The organism is Methylotuvimicrobium buryatense 5G, assembly GCF_000341735.1.
Taxonomy (GTDB): domain Bacteria; phylum Pseudomonadota; class Gammaproteobacteria; order Methylococcales; family Methylomonadaceae; genus Methylotuvimicrobium; species Methylotuvimicrobium buryatense.
The window spans coordinates 1,770,080-1,788,961 of record NZ_KB455575.1; the positions used below are offsets into that span (position 1 = coordinate 1,770,080).

Below are 18,882 nucleotides of genomic sequence, written 5' to 3' on the forward strand. Positions count from 1 at the left end.
TGTTCGTCATCGATCCGGCTTTTCGCTATCGCGCTAAAAGAGCCTGAAATTGGTTCGCCGATAACGGCCGGTAATAGTAATATCCTTGAACGATATCACAGTCGAGGCTGCGCAACACGCGCAATTGCGCTTCGGTTTCGACGCCTTCGGCAACAACTTGCAAATGCAATGCATGAGCCATGTTGATAATGGCATGGGTAATAGAGCGGTCTTCGGATTGCTCGTCGATCCCGTCGACGAAACTCCGATCGACTTTCAATTCGTCGATCGGCAATTTTTTTAGATAAAACAGCGATGAATAACCGGTGCCGAAATCGTCGACACTAATCTTAAAGCCTTGAGTGGATAAATCCGCCAACAATCGCTCGGTTTCTTCGATACGCTCCATCAACATGCTTTCGGTAATTTCCAACGTTATCGCTTGCGCCGGGACATCGAATTCGCTTAAACGTGACATTAGGGTATCGCCGAAACGTTTTTCTCTTAACTGATGCACCGACAGATTGATCGAAATAGGCGGAACCTCAATCCCTTTTTGTTTCCAAAAATGGATATCGGCGGCCACCATTTTTATGACCTGATCGCCGATCTTATTGATCAGGCCGCAATTTTCGGCAATCGGAATGAATTGTGCCGGCGATACGTTGCCCAAATTCGGATCGTGCCATCGCAATAAAGCCTCGGCTCCGACGATCAAGCCGCTCGATAAGTCGATTTTTGGTTGATATTGCAAAAAAAGCCTTTGGTGCTCTATCGCGAGCCGCAAACCGGTTTCGATCGTCAAACGCTGCAAAGCTTTCAACTTCATTTCGTCGGCGAAATATTGAAATTGATTTTTGCCTTGATCCTTAGCCCGATACATCGCGGTATCGGCATTTTTCAACAAACTCGTGCTGTCCTCCCCGTCCTGCGGGTAAATACTGATGCCCATACTGCACGAAACAAAACAGTCTCGATCGTAAATACGAAACGACGCCGACAACGAATCGACGATTCGTATCGCGATTCGATTGATATCGGCGCCGTCGATATTGTACAAAACCGCGACGAATTCATCGCCACCCAAACGGGCCAACGTATCGGCATCGCGCATGCACGCCAATAACCGATCTGTCGCTTGTTTCAATAATATATCGCCGGCTTCGTGTCCCAACGCGTCATTGATATTTTTGAAGTTATCCAAATCGATGAATACAACCGCGAGCGACTCGTTCTTGCGCTTGGCTTGAAACAAATTATGCTTCAGGCGATCCATCAACAGGGTGCGGTTCGGCAAGCCGGTCAATTCGTCGTGCGTCGCCAAATGCTCGATACGATTCTGAGAAGCCTTGATAGCAGAAATATCGCTGAATATGCCGACATAATTCACCAACGCGCCGCTGACGTCGTGCACCGCGCTGATCGTCAACCACTCTGGAAAAATCGTACCGTTGGCGCGCCGGTTGTTGATTTCGCCTTGCCAGGAACCGTTTTCCTTGATGCTTTGCCACATCGATTGATAAAACACATCATCATGTAAGCCCGACTGCAGGATAGAAGGATTGCGTCCGATCACGTCGCCGGGCTGATAGCCGGTAATCGTCGTAAACGCATCGTTGACCTTGATGATGCGACCGGACGCGTCGGTAATCATGATTGCCTCGCCAGCCCGGTCGAACACTTTGACGGCCAGTCGTAATTGCTCTTCGGCTTTTTGTTTTTGCGTCACGTCGATCGCTTGCATGCAAATCGAACGGGCAACGCCGCTTTGGTCGAATATCGAAAAATGCGTCGACTCCAAAAACACGGACCGGGAGCCGATTTTAAATTCCTGCTTCGCCTGAACCAACGATTGATGTTCCATCGCCTCCAAATCGCGGCGGCGCAACGGATCGGCGATTTCCGGCGAGAAAAGCTGCCGGTCGGTTTTACCCAAGACCGACTTGCCGCTAACGCCGAACAGTTCGCAGAAGCGATAATTCACGAATTCGTATCGTCCCGCCGTATCTTTCAACGATACCAAGTAAGGCGAATGATTCATGATCGACAGCAGTTTATCTTGCGTTTCCTTAATCAAGCGATTCGCGGCAACCAGTTCGGTATTGTCGATGATGAACAGCACGATGCTTTGCGTGACGCCTGTGGCGTTTACCGTGGGCGTGATATAAACCTGATACGAGCGATCGTTGAAATAGGTCGTGTAATTTTCTTTGCGCTGTTTATCGGCGGCATTCAGCAAACGCTTTTCGATATCGATCAAATAAGGCGGAAAGTCGATACGCGACACATGACGGTTATTACCGGACGTCGAAATATCGAATTGCCGCATCGCACTCAGATTGGAGCGCTTAAGTATCAGATGGCAATCGAAGACGAGGATCGGAAAATCCATCGTATTGTAAAGGTTTTCGAACTCGCTGTTCAGCGCGGCCAGTTCGGCCGATTTGATCAGACTTTCTTCATTGACGCTAATCAACTCTTCATTGGTCGCTTGCAATTCTTCGTTCGCAGCTTCCAACTCTTCGTTCGTCGCCTGCAACTCTTCGTTGGACGCTTGCACTTCCTCATTGAGCGCTTGCATTTCCTCGTTCGAAGAGGCCATCTCTTCGAGCAAGGTTTGCAAGTGCTCGCGTACGGTTTGCAGCTCATCGTCGTCGCCGGCTTCGTTGGCCAATGCCAACAAATTCACCGAGTCGGATTTGTTGCCGTCCGATTTTCCGGCTTCCTCGAATGCAACCAGATAAATTTCGTTTTCCCGATAATCCTCGAGCGGATGTACGGCCAGGCGCCAGGTTTGAAAGCCGAGTGACGCGATACGCCGTTTACGACTATAAACACTGGTTTGATGACGGCGGACACGATGTAGCGTGGTCAGCAGTTCGTTACGAAATTCGGGCACGATGATTTGCGCCAGATTCATATCGGGTCTGCCGCTTGGAAAATCGATGAATTTATTGATCGATCCTTGCAAATAAACGATATTGAACGCCGAATCGATCAACATCGCATACGGCGCATAAAACTTTCGCACCGCTTCGAAAAATTGGCGCTCATGGGTATGATCTTGTTTTTTCGGCGGCAGCGTCAACGGCAGTCGGCCGCGCCGACTCATTTTAATATCCAGCGCGCTGCCTCCACCGCGACTCTGAAAGATACGCGCGCGACGATCCAGGACGGTAAACAGCGTATCCTTTTGACTGACACTTTCGGATTTGCCGAGAAACAGCAAACCGTCGGGTTTCAAGGCAAAATGTAAGGCACTCAGAACCTTGGCCTGCAAATCGGCATTGAAATAAATCAATACATTACGGCACGAAATTAAATCGACTTTAAGAAACGGCGGGTCACTGACAATGTCTTGTCGCGCAAACACAATACAGTCGCGTAATTCCTTGATCGGTTCAAAGCCGTTACCGAACGGGCGAAAATAACGATTGAGATATTCCTGGGGCACTTCGGCCATTGCCGCGCTGTTGAAGAATCCGCGTCGAGCAAACGATAGCGCATCGTTGTCGATATCGGTCGCGAAAACCTGAAGCCTCGCCTTGCTGTTTTGCGAACGAATATGTTCGTTGAACAAAATCGCGAGCGAATAAGCCTCTTCGCCGGTCGCGCACCCGGCAACCCACACACGGATTTCCTCGTTAGCCTTTTTGCGCGCGATCAATTCTTTGATATAGCGTTCCAAAGCCTTTTGCGACTCTTTGTCGCGAAAAAATTCGGTCACCGAAATCAATGTTTCTTTCGCCAGACAATCCAGCTCGTTCGGATTCTGCTCGATATAGTCCAAATAAGCGCTCAGATCTTCGGTTTCGGTCGCCAAAAAACGCCGTTGCAATCGCCGTAAAACCGTCGATAGCTTGTAACTCGAAAAATCGATCTTGGTTTTCTGCCGTACTTCGTCGAAAAGACGCGACAGTTCCGAAGACTGTTCATCCGTATCGTCATGCAGTAAATCGACGCTCGGAAACTTGATCAAGCGCTCCAAATCCCGCCCCATCTGATCGGGCATCATGATGCGGTCAACCACGCCGGATTCGATTGCCGAGCGCGGCATACCGTCGTACTTGGCCGATTCAGGCAGTTGTGCAAACGTGATACCGCCGGCCGCCTTGATCGCTCTCAAACCGCTTGTTCCGTCCGACCCCGTTCCGGACAAAATAATGCCGACCGCACGTTCATCGTAATATTCCGCCATCGATTGAAACAATAAATTGATCGAGGGTTTCGGCGAAATTTCCGGCAATGGAGGTTGCAATCTAAACACGCCTTCACATATTGAAAGATTGAAACCGGGCGGGACAACATAAATATTTTCGGACTCCGGCACGCAACCGTCGATCACTGTTTGGACCGGCAGTATGGATTCTCTCGACAATATATCGACCATCATGCTGCGATGATTCGGCGACATGTGCTGCGCAATGATGTACACACACCCGAGTCCCTTAGTTATGTTGCCGACAAATGCCGACAACGCCTCGAGACCACCTGCGGAAGCACCGATACCAACGATATGGGATTGAGCGGAACTGATTTTTGATTCTGAACAGCTAAGTTCGGATGAGTCGGACATGTTCGAAATGTGCAAGACGATCGTCAACCCAGCGAGTCATATCGGACTTCCGTTGGAACAGAAATCAGAACATCGTTTAGAGTGACCATGAATGATTATCGAAAAACGAAAATGTTAACTCATAGCACAATAATAACGAAAACTTTTTATCCTAAACTCGGCAATTCAACCATGAAGCACCTGAAGTTATTGAAGTGTTTCAAGAGGATTTTCATAAAACTCGAGCAACCTTTCAGGAGAGCAAAGCTGTTTTGCAAAAGCGCGGCGGGGTGTAATGAATGCAGAAAATGCATTACGCCCCCGGCGCCGAATTTTGATCTACGATGGTAATATCCCTGGCGCACAGGATTCATGCCTCAAATCTCTCAACCTCGACGCATAGAAAGTCATAAAATCGCAATGGCTTCTGTCGTCGGCTCCGGAATTCCGGGGCAATCTAGATCCGGAATATGCTCAATAAAAATACGCATATCGTTCATAGAAACATTTCCGAAAATTGTCGCTATTGAAACATCGGCGGCATCGCGTCCCGTGCCGATACGCACGATCCCGTTTTGCGGCGCCAGACGGGTAGCATCGAATAAATACCAACGATTACCCAAATAGGCTTCGAAACAGGCGTGAAAATCGGGGATTGTCAATCCATAGGCATAACTGGAGACAAATCGCGCCGGAATATTTAAGGCCCTGCAAAACGCGATGCCCAAATGCGCAAAATCCCGGCATACCCCGATTCGCTCAGTAGCGGTATCGAATGCGGAAGTATGTGAGCTACTGGTTCCGTATTGATAATAAACCTTGTCAAAAATCCAATTACAGATAGCCGTAACTCTGGAATAGCCCATCAACTCCCCACCGAACTCCGAAAGCGCTAGGTTAACTAATCGGTCCGATTGACAAAAGCGACTGGGATAAAGGTAAGGCCAGGTCGCTTTCGGCAATTCCGCCGGCTGAATTTCCATAATCTGATTCGGATCCCCGTAAAAATGCGACATTTCAACTTCTGCTCTATACGAAACACGCAAATTCGTTCCGGGCGATACATTGACTCTGAAATATCGATTTTCTAAAACAGGCGCCGCAAACTCATCAATATGAACATCTGGATCAAGCTGCAGATGTTCACTAATAATCTTTTGGCAGTCGATCTGCGCGATACGAAAGTTAAAGATAAACGTACTAAAGGAGTCAACCTGATAATCGAGATCGCAACCTAATTTATATTTCATTGCCTATCCTCCCAAAACCACAACAAATAAACCATCACCCACTAAACCCAATGCCTTTAAGTACCTTCACAGAATAAGTCAAGCGCGCCAAGATTTTTCGCGAAAGCTGAAATGGGGTCCGTCCGATTTCAGCAGCGAAAAATGACTTGGCGATTATTGCCTTCGGCGGCCCCGATTCGCCCTGCGTCCGTGCCACTACGCCACATCATCGTATACTCGATGCGGCTCCGTAGCACTCCCACAAATGGCTTTACGCCGTGTCGCGATGCCTTGTATTTTGCCTCCGCCTGCGCTATTCGCGCAGACTCCGGCAAAACACCCGGCGCTACGGCTATCGGGGACTAAAAATCTTCACTTCGCTAACGCTCCGTTTCCACGATTTTCAGCGGATGCCGGCATTCAGGATCGAATGCGCCTCAAAAGCCTGCCATCCATGGCGGAATGACGAGCTTCCCTTAACTTAACCTGATTAGCAAGATGCTTCAGCTTGCCGAAGCCAACTGTCCGAGCAGTTGCCAGTCGTAGCCACTTCTGCGGGACGGGTTATTTAACCCGTCCCCAACGTTTCGGTTTGCCCTAAACATTTCGGCTGACTTCGGCCAAAGTCAAAACGTTTAGGACGGGGTTGCAAACCCCGTCCTGCTAGGGATATGCCGGTTTTTGGGCTTTAGCTGAAGAAACTTGCTAATCAGGTAACTTAATGGCAGTACCCACTAAACCTACCAACACTCTTTCCTCTTTCCTCTTTCCTCTTTCCTCTTTCCTCTTGCCCCTTGCCCCTTGCCCCTTGCCCCTTTCACCTTTCACCTTTCACCTTTCACCTTTCACCTTTCACCTTTCACCTTTCAAATCATTCAATCACATAAATCTCCTGCAACAATTTAATCTCATCCCTAAGACGCGCCGCTTCTTCAAACTCCAGATTCCGAGCATGCTTATACATTTGCTCTTCCATTTGCTTGAGCTTCTTGCTTTTTTGTTTCGGCGTCATTGCTTTATAGTCCGCATCGGGCTCGGTCACAGCCAAGGCCTTCGCCGCCGGTTGAAAGCCGGCGCCCGGAATCGCGATTTCCAAAATATCCTTGACCGACTTGAATACCGTCGCCGGCGTGATATTGTTGAGCTCGTTAAACCGACTCTGTTTTTCGCGGCGCCTCACGGTCTCATCGATCGCCTGCTGCATCGAACGCGTTATTTTATCGCCGTACAAAATCGCCTTACCACGTACATTGCGCGCCGCGCGGCCTATCGTTTGCACCAACGACACGGTCGAACGCAAGAACCCTTCCTTGTCGGCATCCAAAATCGCGATCAACGAAACCTCGGGAATGTCCAACCCTTCGCGCAGTAAATTGATACCGACCAGCACATCGAATTTGCCGAGCCGTAAATCGCGAATAATTTCGACGCGCTCAACCGTATCGATATCCGAATGCAGATAACGCACGCGCACGTCATGGTCGGCCAGATATTCGGTCAAGTCCTCGGACATGCGCTTGGTCAACGTCGTAACCAAAACACGCTCGTTGACCTTGACACGCTTGTTGATCTCCGACAACAAATCATCGACCTGAGTCGTCGCGGGACGAACTTCGATTTCAGGATCGAGCAAGCCGGTCGGCCTGACGACCTGTTCGACAAAGACGCCGGAATGTGCTTTTTCATAAGGTCCAGGCGTTGCCGAAACATAAATTCGTTGCCTGGATTTCGCTTCGAACTCTTCGAAGGTCAACGGGCGGTTATCAAGCGCCGACGGCAATCTGAACCCGTATTCGACCAAGGTTTCTTTACGCGAGCGATCCCCTTTATACATCGCGCCTATCTGCGGAATCGTCACATGACTCTCATCGATAATGACCAAGGCATTATCCGGCAAATAATCGAACATCGTCGGCGGCGGCTCACCCGGGCCGCGACCGGACAGATAACGCGAATAATTTTCGATGCCGGAACAATAGCCAACCTCCAAAATCATTTCGAGATCGAACAATGTTCGCTGCTCCAAGCGTTGCGCTTCAACCAATTTATTCAGCGAATACAAATGCTCGAGACGCGCTTTCAATTCGATTTTAATCGCGTCAACTGCTGTCAACAGTTGATCCCTTGGAGTGACGTAATGATTCTTCGGGTAGACCGTGAAACGCGCGATGCGCTGCTTGATTTCGCCGGTCAACGGGTCGAACAGCGACAGTCGCTCGATTTCATCGTCGAACAACTCGATGCGAAGCGCCTCCTGTTCGGATTCGGCCGGAAATATATCTATGACTTCGCCGCGCACGCGATAGGTCGCGCGGCGCAATTCGGTTTCATTACGCGTATATTGCATTTCAGCCAAACGACGGACGATCGCGCGTTGATCGATCAAATCGCCGCGCACCAAATGCAAGACCATTTGAAAATACGATTCCGGTTCGCCTAAGCCGTAAATCGCCGACACGGTTGCGACGACGATCGTATCATCGCGCTCGATCAGCGCCTTGGTCGCCGATAAACGCATTTGTTCGATATGTTCATTCAGCGAAGCATCTTTATCGATGAAGGTATCCGAGGCCGGCACATAGGCTTCCGGCTGATAATAGTCGTAATACGACACGAAATACTCGACGCTATTTTCCGGAAAAAACTCCTTCATCTCACCGTACAATTGCGCGGCTAATGTTTTATTCGGCGCTAAAATCATCGCCGGACGCTGCACCCGATCGATCACATTCGCAATCGTAAAGGTCTTGCCCGAACCGGTCACGCCGAGCAAGGTTTGATGCACTTCGCCGTCGCTCAATCCTTCGACCAATTGGTTGATTGCCGCCGGCTGGTCGCCTGCCGGTTGAAAACGGCCTTGAATATTAAATGCCTTTTTCACAACTCACTCTCTAATGGAATTTCAACAGCTATTATACATAGAGTATAATCATGCCTACTTTTACATTGATTTGACAGGTGATTATGAGCATAAAACTTTCCGGCAGAGTCCAATCGGTTAAACCATCGCCAACCCTGGCTATTACCGCAAGAGCCGCCGCAATGCGCGCCGCCGGCAAGGACATCATCGGCCTCGGCGCGGGCGAACCCGACTTCGACACGCCGGACCACATCAAAGCCGCAGCAATAGAAGCAATGAACAAAGGCTTTACGAAATACACTCCGGTCGACGGCACCGCGAGCTTAAAAAAAGCGATCATCGAAAAATTCAAAAAAGACAACGGCCTCGATTATCAACCGAAACAAATCTTGGTTTCCTGCGGCGGTAAGCAAAGTTCTTACAACCTGACGCAAGCGTTGCTGAACGACGGAGACGAAGTCATTATTCCAGCCCCTTATTGGGTCTCGTATCCTGATATGGTGCTGCTTGCCGGCGGCGTGCCGGTCGTCATCGAAACAACACAGGCGCAGCACTTTAAAATATCGCCGGAACAACTGCGCGCGGCGATTACCGACAAGACCCGATTAATTTTCATCAACAGCCCGTCGAATCCGACCGGCGTCGCCTATTCGCTCGACGAACTGAAAGCACTCGGCGATGTGTTGAAAGATTTTCCGGACATCATCATCGCGACCGACGACATGTACGAACATATCACCTGGAAAAAAGGCGCGTTCGTCAACATTCTGAACGCGCACCCGGAGTTCTACGACCGCACCGTCGTTATGAACGGCGTGTCTAAAGCTTATTCGATGACCGGCTGGCGCATCGGTTACGCGGCAGGCCCTATCGATTTGATTGAAGCGATGGGCACGATTCAATCGCAAAGCACCTCGAATCCGACCTCGATTTCACAATATGCCGCCGAAGCCGCGCTGAACGGCGATCAAGGCTTCATCGACATGATGATGACCGAATTCAAGAAGCGCCATGATTTCGTGGTCTCGGAACTCAACAAAATCGACGGCATCGATTGCCTTGAAACCGACGGCACATTCTACGTATTCCCGAACGTGGAACAAGCAATCGCCAAAATGGACAACATCAAAGACGACTTGGATTTTTCAGAATACCTGATCGAAAATGCCGGCGTAGCGCTAGTGCCGGGCTCGGCCTTCGGTTGTCCGGGACACGTCAGAATATCGATCGCGACCAGTATGAAAAACTTGGAAAACGCGCTGGAGAGAATTAAAAAGGCGGTTTGAGAAACGAACCGGTCATTACTCCAGGAATCGAAAGATTAAGAACGAATGCTGTCGGACGATTCGCCAAACTAGATCATGTTCAAATTTGGCGAATGCTCCGACACTTAAGCCCTTCATATATACCTTTAGCACTTCAAATTTCGGTAGCGCCGAATTTTGATCTACGACGGGTATAAATGTCAGCAAAGAAAACGAATCGCGGCTAACGGCTCTTGCTATCGCAAAGACGTTTACAACAAACGATAAATATTAAGCACGCCTTCCCTCTAAAATACTGACTTGGAAACCGATGTTCAAACTCTATTTTCTGACAAAGCCAATCAATAACGCCCCATCCTTATCGAGTAGCTTTAGTCGATCGCCATCGATTTCATAACGGACGACCCGAGCCATAACATTCAAAAAATTCGCTTCGAGCTCCATGACGCCATCTTCGGCGCAAAACATTCGAGTCGTCTGCGCAGAATCGATTCTGAGTTTTTCATCTTGCTTTGTATAAGCCGCCGAATATCGATTGCAACCCGCTTTGCCTTGGACAGTGCCATCGGCAAAATATGCATTCGCTAAAACGGTATTTTTATCCGACACGACGCCACCCTTGCCGTTGTTGATGCCGGATGCCTGCCATTGGGTTTGTTCCAGTGCCGGCTGGGTTTTTGTATTGAACACCAATAATGGATTTCCTTCTAGGTCCGAAAGCGTCAGTAATCGAGCGTCTTCATCGTAGCGATAGCCCCCGACTTTAGCGAACCAATCGAAATAGCGGCGCTCTTGTTCGTTGATAATCTCTGAACAAGCCATCATCGTTGAGCCGACTGGGCTGACCATTAGTTTAGACTCTTCTGTGACCTCAAACTTTCCAAAATAACGATTACAACCGCCGCTTCCGGATAATTGACCTTTCGAAAACAAGGCATCGATAACCGTATCATCTATAACGCTTGTCGTTTTGCCGTTAGGCTCGACAAAATGTTCGAGTTGCCAAGCAATATTGTCCCACTTGAATTGTTGCTCATCTTCGTTTTCCTCTCGACTAGCATCAGTTGCGCACCCTATCAGCACACTGCATAACGCAAAAGTAATCCATCGTTTCATCATACTTTTCTCTCAAGTTTGCTAGGATTTATTGAAGGCTTTGCCTACCGGTAACCGCTATTTTGCATATATACCTTTTGTACTTCAAATTTCGGCAGCGCCTAAGTAGGCACCGGGTGCTCAACAAAGGCTTTGCCTACATGGATGTATTCACGGCGTACTTTGACGGGTGCCCCGGCGCCGAATTTTGATCTACGATGGGTATAAAACCGCTAGACGAGCAATGAAAATATTAGTATACCTTTCGTACTTAAAATTTCGGCATGTGCGTATAGGGACAGCGGACTGTTCGTCTCTAACGGGATAACTGCCGCCAAACCCCTATTCACAACTAGAGGTGCATTATGAGTAAATTTCTTTTCATTATCAATTTAACCATTCTAGTAACGGCTTGTGCACAACAAGTTAAGCACGATTCCTTAAATCCCTTTCATTTCGACGGCACCCCGGTTACAAGCGGCATCATAGAAGGAAGCGGTTGGCGAAGCAAAATAGTCGTTTATCATTGCCATCCCGACACCGAATTGCAGGTCGCTTATTTAAACCTACAATCCGGCGAATCGTTCGCCGCCCTTTATTACCAGGGTTTGCTAAGTCTAATGCAGATTCGGAAAGCAGCTTCCGGCGCGCTGTATATTGCATTGGACGAGCAAAAAAGCCTTCGTTGGCATACGAAAGGCGATTCCGGAATTTTAAAATTCCTTGCCGCCGATGATACCGCAACAGAACAAATTTTGCTAAGCGATTGCAAGGCTATATAGCCAGAAGAACGGTTTGAGGTTTAACAAGTTTTAAGAAATTAAGGGACAAGAGTTGTCGACCTTTACTTCTTCAGCTTGAACTTATGGAGCGAATGCATTACTTAGCCTAATTGGCGAAGGTATTCAAGCTTCAACAACCCTGCCCACTTGATTAACGCCGAATAGCCTCTCTTCTAAAGTTGCTCATGGTGGCTGTTGCAAAATTCAAGACGTGACCTCATAGCTCGGAAGTGCTAGAGGAGGCGCCTCACTGCCATTAAGTTAAGGATTTTTCCGTTCGCCCTGAGCCTGTCGAAGGGTGAATGGAAAAATCCTGGGTCGATAAGTTAAGCCGTCCATGGTTCGACAGGCTCACCACGAACGGCTTAACTTAATGGCAGTGAGGAGGCGCCTGGGTGTCCGACAAAGGCTTTGCCAGCATGGAGCTGGCATAGAGCCTACACGGACGTATTCACGGTGTCCTTTGGCGGACACCCAGGCGCCGAATTTTGATCTACGACGGTTATACATAAGTCAAAAATTACCCTTTTGCAACCTTAACCAATGAGACCTCGATACCATTTATTGTGACTTAACACTTTCGGCCTCGAGATCGCGATCAGGGGATCGCTCCCACAGAGCCTCCGCCGCTCTCTGTGGGAGCGACGCCTTCGTCGCGACTATCGAAGCCAGTAACGCTCAAACACCAATAGCCTTTCCGGACAACACAACCATTTAGCGCTCGATCGCTACTTTTTGCACAATTAGGTATATTTATACTTAATGTATAAAGACGAGAGATCGAGCTTGGGTAACAGGGGCCCGTACGGGGTTGGGTCTTAAAATTTGCATCAAGTCTCGTTTATGCAGGCACGTATTTGCAAAACTCCAGCAATTCCCAGTTTGAGCATTTTCGCCGATCTTAGGTGTAGGGTATGCCTGTCGAGGAATGCCATAAACCCATCCATGGAGGCTCGGCGGCAGATCGAACGCCAAGGATGTCGCCAAGCACACTCCACACCCTTTTTGATCCCAAAATTGGGAATTGCTGTCAAAATTCAAGATCTTACCCCCATAGCTCCTTACACGTTTAGTGTAGCTGATCAAAAACTTCGGGGTGTTGCTCGACTATGCGTAGCAGTGCGACTGCTGGCCCTTGTGGAGCCCTCCGTCCTTGTTCCCAATCTTAAAGTGTTCGCATGCTTACGCCAAGCAATCCGGCAAAGGCGGACTGTGACATTTTTAATTTAGAACGAATTGCCTGCGGTGGCGAAGGCTCGGAAAGCTGCGTGGTTTTTAGAGTAACCTTGCCTTTTTAAACTCTTTGATTTCTTTAATGCTATCTAGGATTTCAGCACCGATATTTCTATGGCTCATGATCGATTGCCTCCGCAATTTGCTTCAATATATGGCCGGGAATGGTGGAACGCTCCGATTTGCTATAAATCGTAAGCATCCAGATTTCATGATCTGGGTTTTTCCAGTAGTAGATAATACAAACCCCGCCACTTTTTAACTCTCCCTTCTGGCGCCCACCGAACTTTCCTTACACCGCCTGATTCTTTAACAATATTGCCCGCATCCGGCTCATCCGGCTTGGGCAGAAGATAAGTCTGAAGGGCTCAATATTCGTCATCATTAAGATAGGCCGCGAGTAGCTTTCTAAAAAGTGCAGGATATTAGCAAGAACTATATTTGGACGCGTAACGCCTCAAGAAGGGGCGCAGCTTTGAGACGGAGCGTTACCGGTGTCCGCTTGTACCGAGTTAAGTAGGATGATGTTTTAGTTTACTCTGAAAAAATGGATTGAATTATAAAATAAACCCGGACCTTTTATTTTTACATTTACAGAAAAGGCTATGAATATAGACCTGACCCTGCCGCTTGGATTTAGAAGACAATCATCATCGAAAAATAGCGCATTCTTATTTGCAGGATGTGAGCGATTGGGTGGGTGGCATTGCGGGGGCCAAAGAAGAGCTTTGGGAATATGACATTCCGCCCTTGGATGAAGCGATAACGACCATTGTCGTCAGTCTTGATGGCGCTTATGTATTGATACGTGAGGACGGTTACCGGGAAGCGATGGTGGGCAATATTTCGCTTTATGATGTGACCGGCAAACGTCAGCATACCATCTATATCGGTGAAGCCCCCGAATATGGGAAAGGCACATTTTTTCAGCGTTTGGAAAAAGAAATTGTTACCGTCAAAAAACACTATCCCGATGCCCTCTATTTAGGTATTGCCGATGGTGCAAAAAATAATTGGTCGTTTTTAGAGCAACATACCAGTCGTCAATTACTGGACTTTTTCCACGTCACTGAGTATCTGGCAAACGTCGCTTATGCTGCCTATCCAGGAAAAACGGACAAACCCAAGCGCATAATTTGGCTAGATGAACGCTGTAAACAGCTAAAACGTGAACCCGGTGCAGTCGAAACACTGATCAGTGAAATGGAAAAATTGGCCCAAAAAACCAGCCTGACAAAAACAGTCAAAGAGAATTTGGAGGCCGCGCTAACCTATTTTAAAAACCATAACCAGATGATGGATTATGCAATGCATACAGAAAAAAACTTACCTATTGGCTCAGGCGTCACCGAAGCTGCTTGCAAGACGCTGGTGAAGCAACGGCTTTGTGGTTCAGGTATGCGCTGGAAAAACCAAGGGGCTAAAGTGATTTTATCTTTACGTGCATTGGTTCAGTCTAAAGGAAGATGGCAACAGTTTTGGGATAAGATTGATCAATATGGTTCCCATGTGTGCGTATAATTCACATTATTCAAAATCAACACCCGTTTCTTTGAAAACTATAAGAAATTGAATTATCTTCCAAGGCATCCTGACAAGAAATCTCAAGAGCAATCCAAGCAGTTAAAATTGTCCATCGAACATATGTTCCTCTATCCCATTTATTACTCGTTTGAGTAGCTAATTGGCGTGCATGAATTGCATCCGTCCAAATATGATAGTGATTTGATTCAACGAGCTTCGTAATCATTGTTCTACCAATGCATAACTATTGATTATCAGGCAAATCTACCCGATAAGTTGATATTGGCGATCTTTTCAGGCACATTTGCCCTGATAACTCCTAAACCGGGCAAATGTGCCTTGGTAACCTGATATTAGCCATAAATTCGGGCAGATTTGCCTTTAGCCTGACCACAGCAGCTAACGACCTTATGTCTAGTTCAAAATCGCCGACCTTGTTGGAAGATGTTCGCCGCGTCATGCGGCTCAAGCATTACTCGCTGCTTACCTAAAATAACCTTAAAAACCTATGCAGGTCTAGGCTTGCCACCCCGTCCTTACGTTACCTACTTGGATGTAGTTAAGGGGCGTGAGCAAGAGCAAAAGCTTTTCGACCATGCCCAAAGCAAACCCTAATGATCGGAGCGGTTTAAATAACCCGCCTACTCTTCCTCTTCTTCGAGCAATTTCAATTTTAGCCAATGAATTCGCCGGCTGTCCGCTCGAACCACTTCGAACCTGAGCTTGCCTTCGATCACTTTTTCGCCTTTTTGCGGCAGGTGTCCGAGCTTGGTCACGATAAAGCCGCCGACCGTATCGTATTCCTCGCTGGATAAATCGCAAAAGAAATATTCGTCGAAGTCCTCCATCGGCGTCAATGCCTTGACCATATATTCGTTTTCGTTGCGCTGCACGATGTAGCCCTCATCGGGCTCCTGGTCGTGTTCGTCCTCGATTTCGCCGACGATTTCTTCGAGTATATCCTCTATCGTCACCAATCCTGCCGCAGTTCCGTACTCGTCGACGACGATGGCTAGGTGATTGCGATTGGTACGAAACTCCTTTAACAACACATTCAAGCGCTTGCTTTCCGGCACGATGCTGACCGGACGCATCAATTCCTCGACTTTGATATCATGATTGGTCTCGGCCAGAGCATAAGGCAGCAAATCTTTTGCCAACAAAACGCCGACCACTTTACTGCGGTCCTCTTCGATCACCGGAAAACGCGAATGACCGTGTTCGAGCACCAACGGAAAAATGGTTTTCAAGTCGGCATCCCGCGGCACTACGACCATTTGCACTTTCGGAATCATGATATCCCGTGCCCGCATTTCCGAAACCTGAAGCACGCCTTCAATCATTGCCAGCGCATCAGGGCCTAGTAAATGTTTTTCCCGAGCTTCCCGTAAAATCTCAAGAAGGTCTTCCTGATCTTGCGGTTCGCCGCTCAAAAGTTGTCCTAGTCTGCCGATCCAACTTTTTTGCGGCGTCTGACTCGGATAGGGTTCGTCGTTCATACCTCGTTTGCCTCGTTATACGGATTATCGATGTTCAATTGTGCCAATATTTCGATTTCTTTCGCTTCCATTAATTCGGCTTCGTTATCTTCGACATGATCGTAGCCCAGCAAATGCAGGACTCCATGCACGATGATATGCGCCCAATGATGCTCTAAGGTCTTGTGTTGCGCCAACGCCTCCTCGGCCAAGACCGGCGCGCATACAACCAAATCGCCAAGCAAGTTGGTTTCTATATAGTCCGGCACGTCGAAAGGAAAACTCAAAATATTGGTCGGGCCCGGTTTAGCTCTATAGTGTTCGTTGAGTTGACTGATTTCGGGTTTATCGACGATACGGATCACCAGCTCGGTATCGTCCGGATAATCCTTTAGCGAGGCATCAACCCAAGTTTGCAATAGACCGCTATCCGGCACACCGTCCGAAGCGATCTCCTGTTGGATTTCAATACTGTTCATCAAGGGTTCGAATGTTTTTTCTCATAGGCCTCATAGGCAAGGACAATTCGCTGTACCAACGGGTGTCTGACGACGTCTTTCGCGCCGAAAAACGTAAAACTGATGCCTTCGACATTGTCCAATACCTTCAACACATGACGCAATCCCGACATTTTTTCGGACGGCAAATCGATTTGCGTGATGTCGCCGGTAATTACGGCGGTCGAACCGAAACCGACCCGCGTTAAAAACATCTTGATTTGCTCGACGGTCGTGTTTTGCGCTTCATCGAGAATAATGAAGGAATCGTTCAAGGTTCTGCCGCGCATGAAGGCTAACGGCGCTACCTCAATGACATCGCGGTCGATCAATTTTTCGACGCGTTCGAAGCCGAGCATTTCGTACAAGGCGTCGTACAGAGGACGTAAGTAGGGATCGACTTTTTGCGCCATATCGCCGGGCAAAAAACCGAGTTTCTCGCCCGCCTCCACGGCTGGACGGACCAATATGATTCGGCGGACTTTTTCGTTTTGCAAGGCTTCTACCGCGCAAGCGACCGCAAGATAAGTCTTCCCGGTTCCTGCAGGTCCTACGCCGAAATTGATGTCGTGAGTCGTGATTTTTTTCAAATAACTTTGTTGATTGGCGCCCCTACCTTTAATAACGCCGCGCCTGGTCTTGACCGTCACCTGATGTTGAGCCGCCGTTTCGGCCTTGACCGCCTCAAGGGCTTCGTCGATGCTGGCATCCTGCATCGATAGATGCACCTGCTCGGGAGTCAATAATTCCAGTTCGGTGCTGTCAAATAGCTTATGCATCACCGCGCAAGCCGCTTTGACTGCCTGCTCTTCACCGCTGATTTTGAAATGATTACCTCGATTAGCGATTTCCACCATCATGCGTTGCTCGATCTGACGCAGATGGCAATCGAATTGGCCGCAAAAATTGGAGAGTCTGCTGTTATCGGCCGGCAACAGCGTAATTTCTTGAGTTGACATCAATTGCTTAAGCCACCGCAGTTATTTTTGCGGTCGAAGATTCGACCATACGCCCGCGAAGAGAGTTAGGCAAAGCCTCGGCTATGTACACGTCGACGAATTGCCCTGCTAATCGAGGATGACCGATGAAATTGACGACGCGATTATTTTCGGTTCGACCTTGCATTTGTAACGGATTCTTTTTCGACGGGCCTTCAACTAAGACCGTTTGCACGGTGTCGACCATGCTCGCCGAAATTTGGGCCGCCATTTCATTAATGCGGTTTTGCAAACGTTGCAAACGCTGCTTTTTGACTTCGACCGGAACATCGTCCGGCAAATCGGCAGCTGGCGTACCTGGCCTTTGACTGTAAATGAAACTGTAGGAAAGATCGAATCCGATCGTCTCGATCAAATCCATCGTATCGTCGAAGTCCCGATCGGTTTCGCCCGGAAAACCGATGATGAAATCGGACGACAGAGAAATATTGGGACGGACTTCACGCAATTTGCGAATAATCTCGAAATACTCGGCGCGCGCGTGGCCTCGCTTCATTTTTTTCAAAATCGCATCGCTACCGCTCTGCACCGGTAGATGCAGATGATCGACTAATTGCGGGATTTCGGCATAGGCTTCAATCAGGCTGTCGCTGAATTCGACCGGATTCGACGTCGTAAAACGAATACGGTCGATACCGTCGATCGCAGCGACATGATGTAGTAAAAGCGCGAAATCGGCGATATCGCCGTCCGCCATCAGCCCCCGATAAGCATTGACGTTTTGTCCGAGCAGATTGACTTCGCGAACGCCCTGCTTCGCCAAAATCGTGATTTCGGTGATCACATCGTCGAGCGGACGACTGATTTCCTCCCCTCGCGTATAGGGAACGACGCAAAACGTGCAATATTTGCTGCAGCCTTCCATCACCGATACGAAGGCTTTAGGACCTTCGGCACGCGGTTCCGGCAAAGCGTCGAATTTTTCGATTTCGGGAAAGCTGATGTCGATGACACGCTTATGCTTATTGCGAGCTTCGTCAAGCAATTGCGGCAATCGGTGCAAGGTTTGCGGACCGAAGACAATATCGACGAACGGCGCGCGCTTTTGTATCGCCTCGCCTTCTTGACTCGCCACGCAACCTCCGACGCCGATGATGACATCGGGCTTCAGCTCCTTGAAAGGCCGCCATACGCCCAAAGCCGAAAAGACTTTTTCTTGAGCTTTTTCGCGCACCGAGCAAGTGTTGAGTAATAAAACATCGGCCTCGTCGGGTTTGTCGGTCAACTCCAGACCGTGAGATGCTTTCAGTACATCCCGCATTTTGTCGGAATCGTACTCGTTCATCTGACAACCATTGGTCTGAATATATAATTTTTGCGTCATTGTATGTACATCTAAAAAAAACACCCCGTCATTACAACGGAGAAAAGTGGCGGCTATTTAATC

The 18,882-nt window shown here is 48.5% G+C and carries 11 protein-coding genes; 3 read left to right on the forward strand and 8 right to left on the reverse strand.

Annotated features, from left to right (window positions below; genetic code table 11):
* Positions 1-25 precede the first annotated feature (25 nt).
* From METBU_RS0107975 to uvrB, 3 genes are all read right to left on the reverse strand, one after another.
* Positions 26-4,555 (reverse strand): EAL domain-containing protein, encoded by a 4,530-nt coding sequence (locus METBU_RS0107975; protein WP_040575303.1) that lies wholly within the window; start codon positions 4,553-4,555, stop codon positions 26-28.
* A gap of 386 nt (positions 4,556-4,941) precedes the next feature.
* On the reverse strand, positions 4,942-5,784 hold the full coding sequence (locus METBU_RS0107980; RefSeq protein ID WP_017840113.1) for a transglutaminase-like domain-containing protein: 843 nt from the start codon (positions 5,782-5,784) through the stop codon (positions 4,942-4,944).
* A gap of 850 nt (positions 5,785-6,634) precedes the next feature.
* Positions 6,635-8,644 carry an excinuclease ABC subunit UvrB gene (gene uvrB, locus METBU_RS0107985; RefSeq protein WP_017840114.1) on the reverse strand — a complete coding sequence of 670 codons (2,010 nt, stop codon included), beginning with the start codon at positions 8,642-8,644 and terminating at the stop codon, positions 6,635-6,637.
* Between the two features lie 83 nt (positions 8,645-8,727).
* On the opposite strand from uvrB, the gene METBU_RS0107990 reads away from it, so the two are divergent.
* Positions 8,728-9,909: a pyridoxal phosphate-dependent aminotransferase gene (locus METBU_RS0107990; protein WP_017840115.1), complete on the forward strand. Its 1,182-nt coding sequence runs from the start codon at positions 8,728-8,730 to the stop codon at positions 9,907-9,909.
* Between the two features lie 300 nt (positions 9,910-10,209).
* On the opposite strand, the gene METBU_RS0107995 is transcribed toward METBU_RS0107990, so the two are convergent.
* Positions 10,210-11,007 carry an META domain-containing protein gene (locus METBU_RS0107995; protein WP_017840116.1) on the reverse strand — a complete coding sequence of 266 codons (798 nt, stop codon included), beginning with the start codon at positions 11,005-11,007 and terminating at the stop codon, positions 10,210-10,212.
* A gap of 341 nt (positions 11,008-11,348) precedes the next feature.
* Here METBU_RS0107995 and METBU_RS25220 point away from each other — a divergent pair, with 341 nt between their 5' ends.
* Both METBU_RS25220 and METBU_RS23680 read left to right on the forward strand, forming a co-directional pair.
* Positions 11,349-11,765: an MliC family protein gene (locus METBU_RS25220; protein WP_017840117.1), complete on the forward strand. Its 417-nt coding sequence runs from the start codon at positions 11,349-11,351 to the stop codon at positions 11,763-11,765.
* Between the two features lie 1,863 nt (positions 11,766-13,628).
* Complete coding sequence (locus tag METBU_RS23680; protein WP_017840119.1) at positions 13,629-14,519, forward strand: hypothetical protein; 891 nt, start codon at positions 13,629-13,631, stop codon at positions 14,517-14,519.
* Between the two features lie 644 nt (positions 14,520-15,163).
* Here the strand turns inward: METBU_RS23680 and METBU_RS0108015 are convergent.
* Genes METBU_RS0108015 through miaB form a run of 4 tightly spaced genes read right to left on the reverse strand, consistent with a single transcriptional unit; the run spans position 15,164 to position 18,819 of the window.
* Positions 15,164-16,021: an HlyC/CorC family transporter gene (locus METBU_RS0108015; protein ID WP_017840120.1), complete on the reverse strand. Its 858-nt coding sequence runs from the start codon at positions 16,019-16,021 to the stop codon at positions 15,164-15,166.
* Positions 16,018-16,479, reverse strand: coding sequence for an rRNA maturation RNase YbeY (ybeY, locus tag METBU_RS0108020; protein ID WP_017840121.1), 462 nt, complete (start codon positions 16,477-16,479; stop codon positions 16,018-16,020). The genes METBU_RS0108015 and ybeY overlap by 4 nt, the downstream gene beginning before the upstream one ends.
* The gene (locus METBU_RS0108025) at positions 16,479-17,456 is read right to left on the reverse strand and encodes a PhoH family protein (RefSeq protein ID WP_017840122.1); all 978 of its coding nucleotides are present in this window, start codon (positions 17,454-17,456) and stop codon (positions 16,479-16,481) included. The genes ybeY and METBU_RS0108025 overlap by 1 nt, the downstream gene beginning before the upstream one ends.
* A gap of 7 nt (positions 17,457-17,463) precedes the next feature.
* The gene (miaB, locus tag METBU_RS0108030; protein WP_014147373.1) at positions 17,464-18,819 is read right to left on the reverse strand and encodes a tRNA (N6-isopentenyl adenosine(37)-C2)-methylthiotransferase MiaB; all 1,356 of its coding nucleotides are present in this window, start codon (positions 18,817-18,819) and stop codon (positions 17,464-17,466) included.
* Positions 18,820-18,882 lie beyond the last annotated feature (63 nt).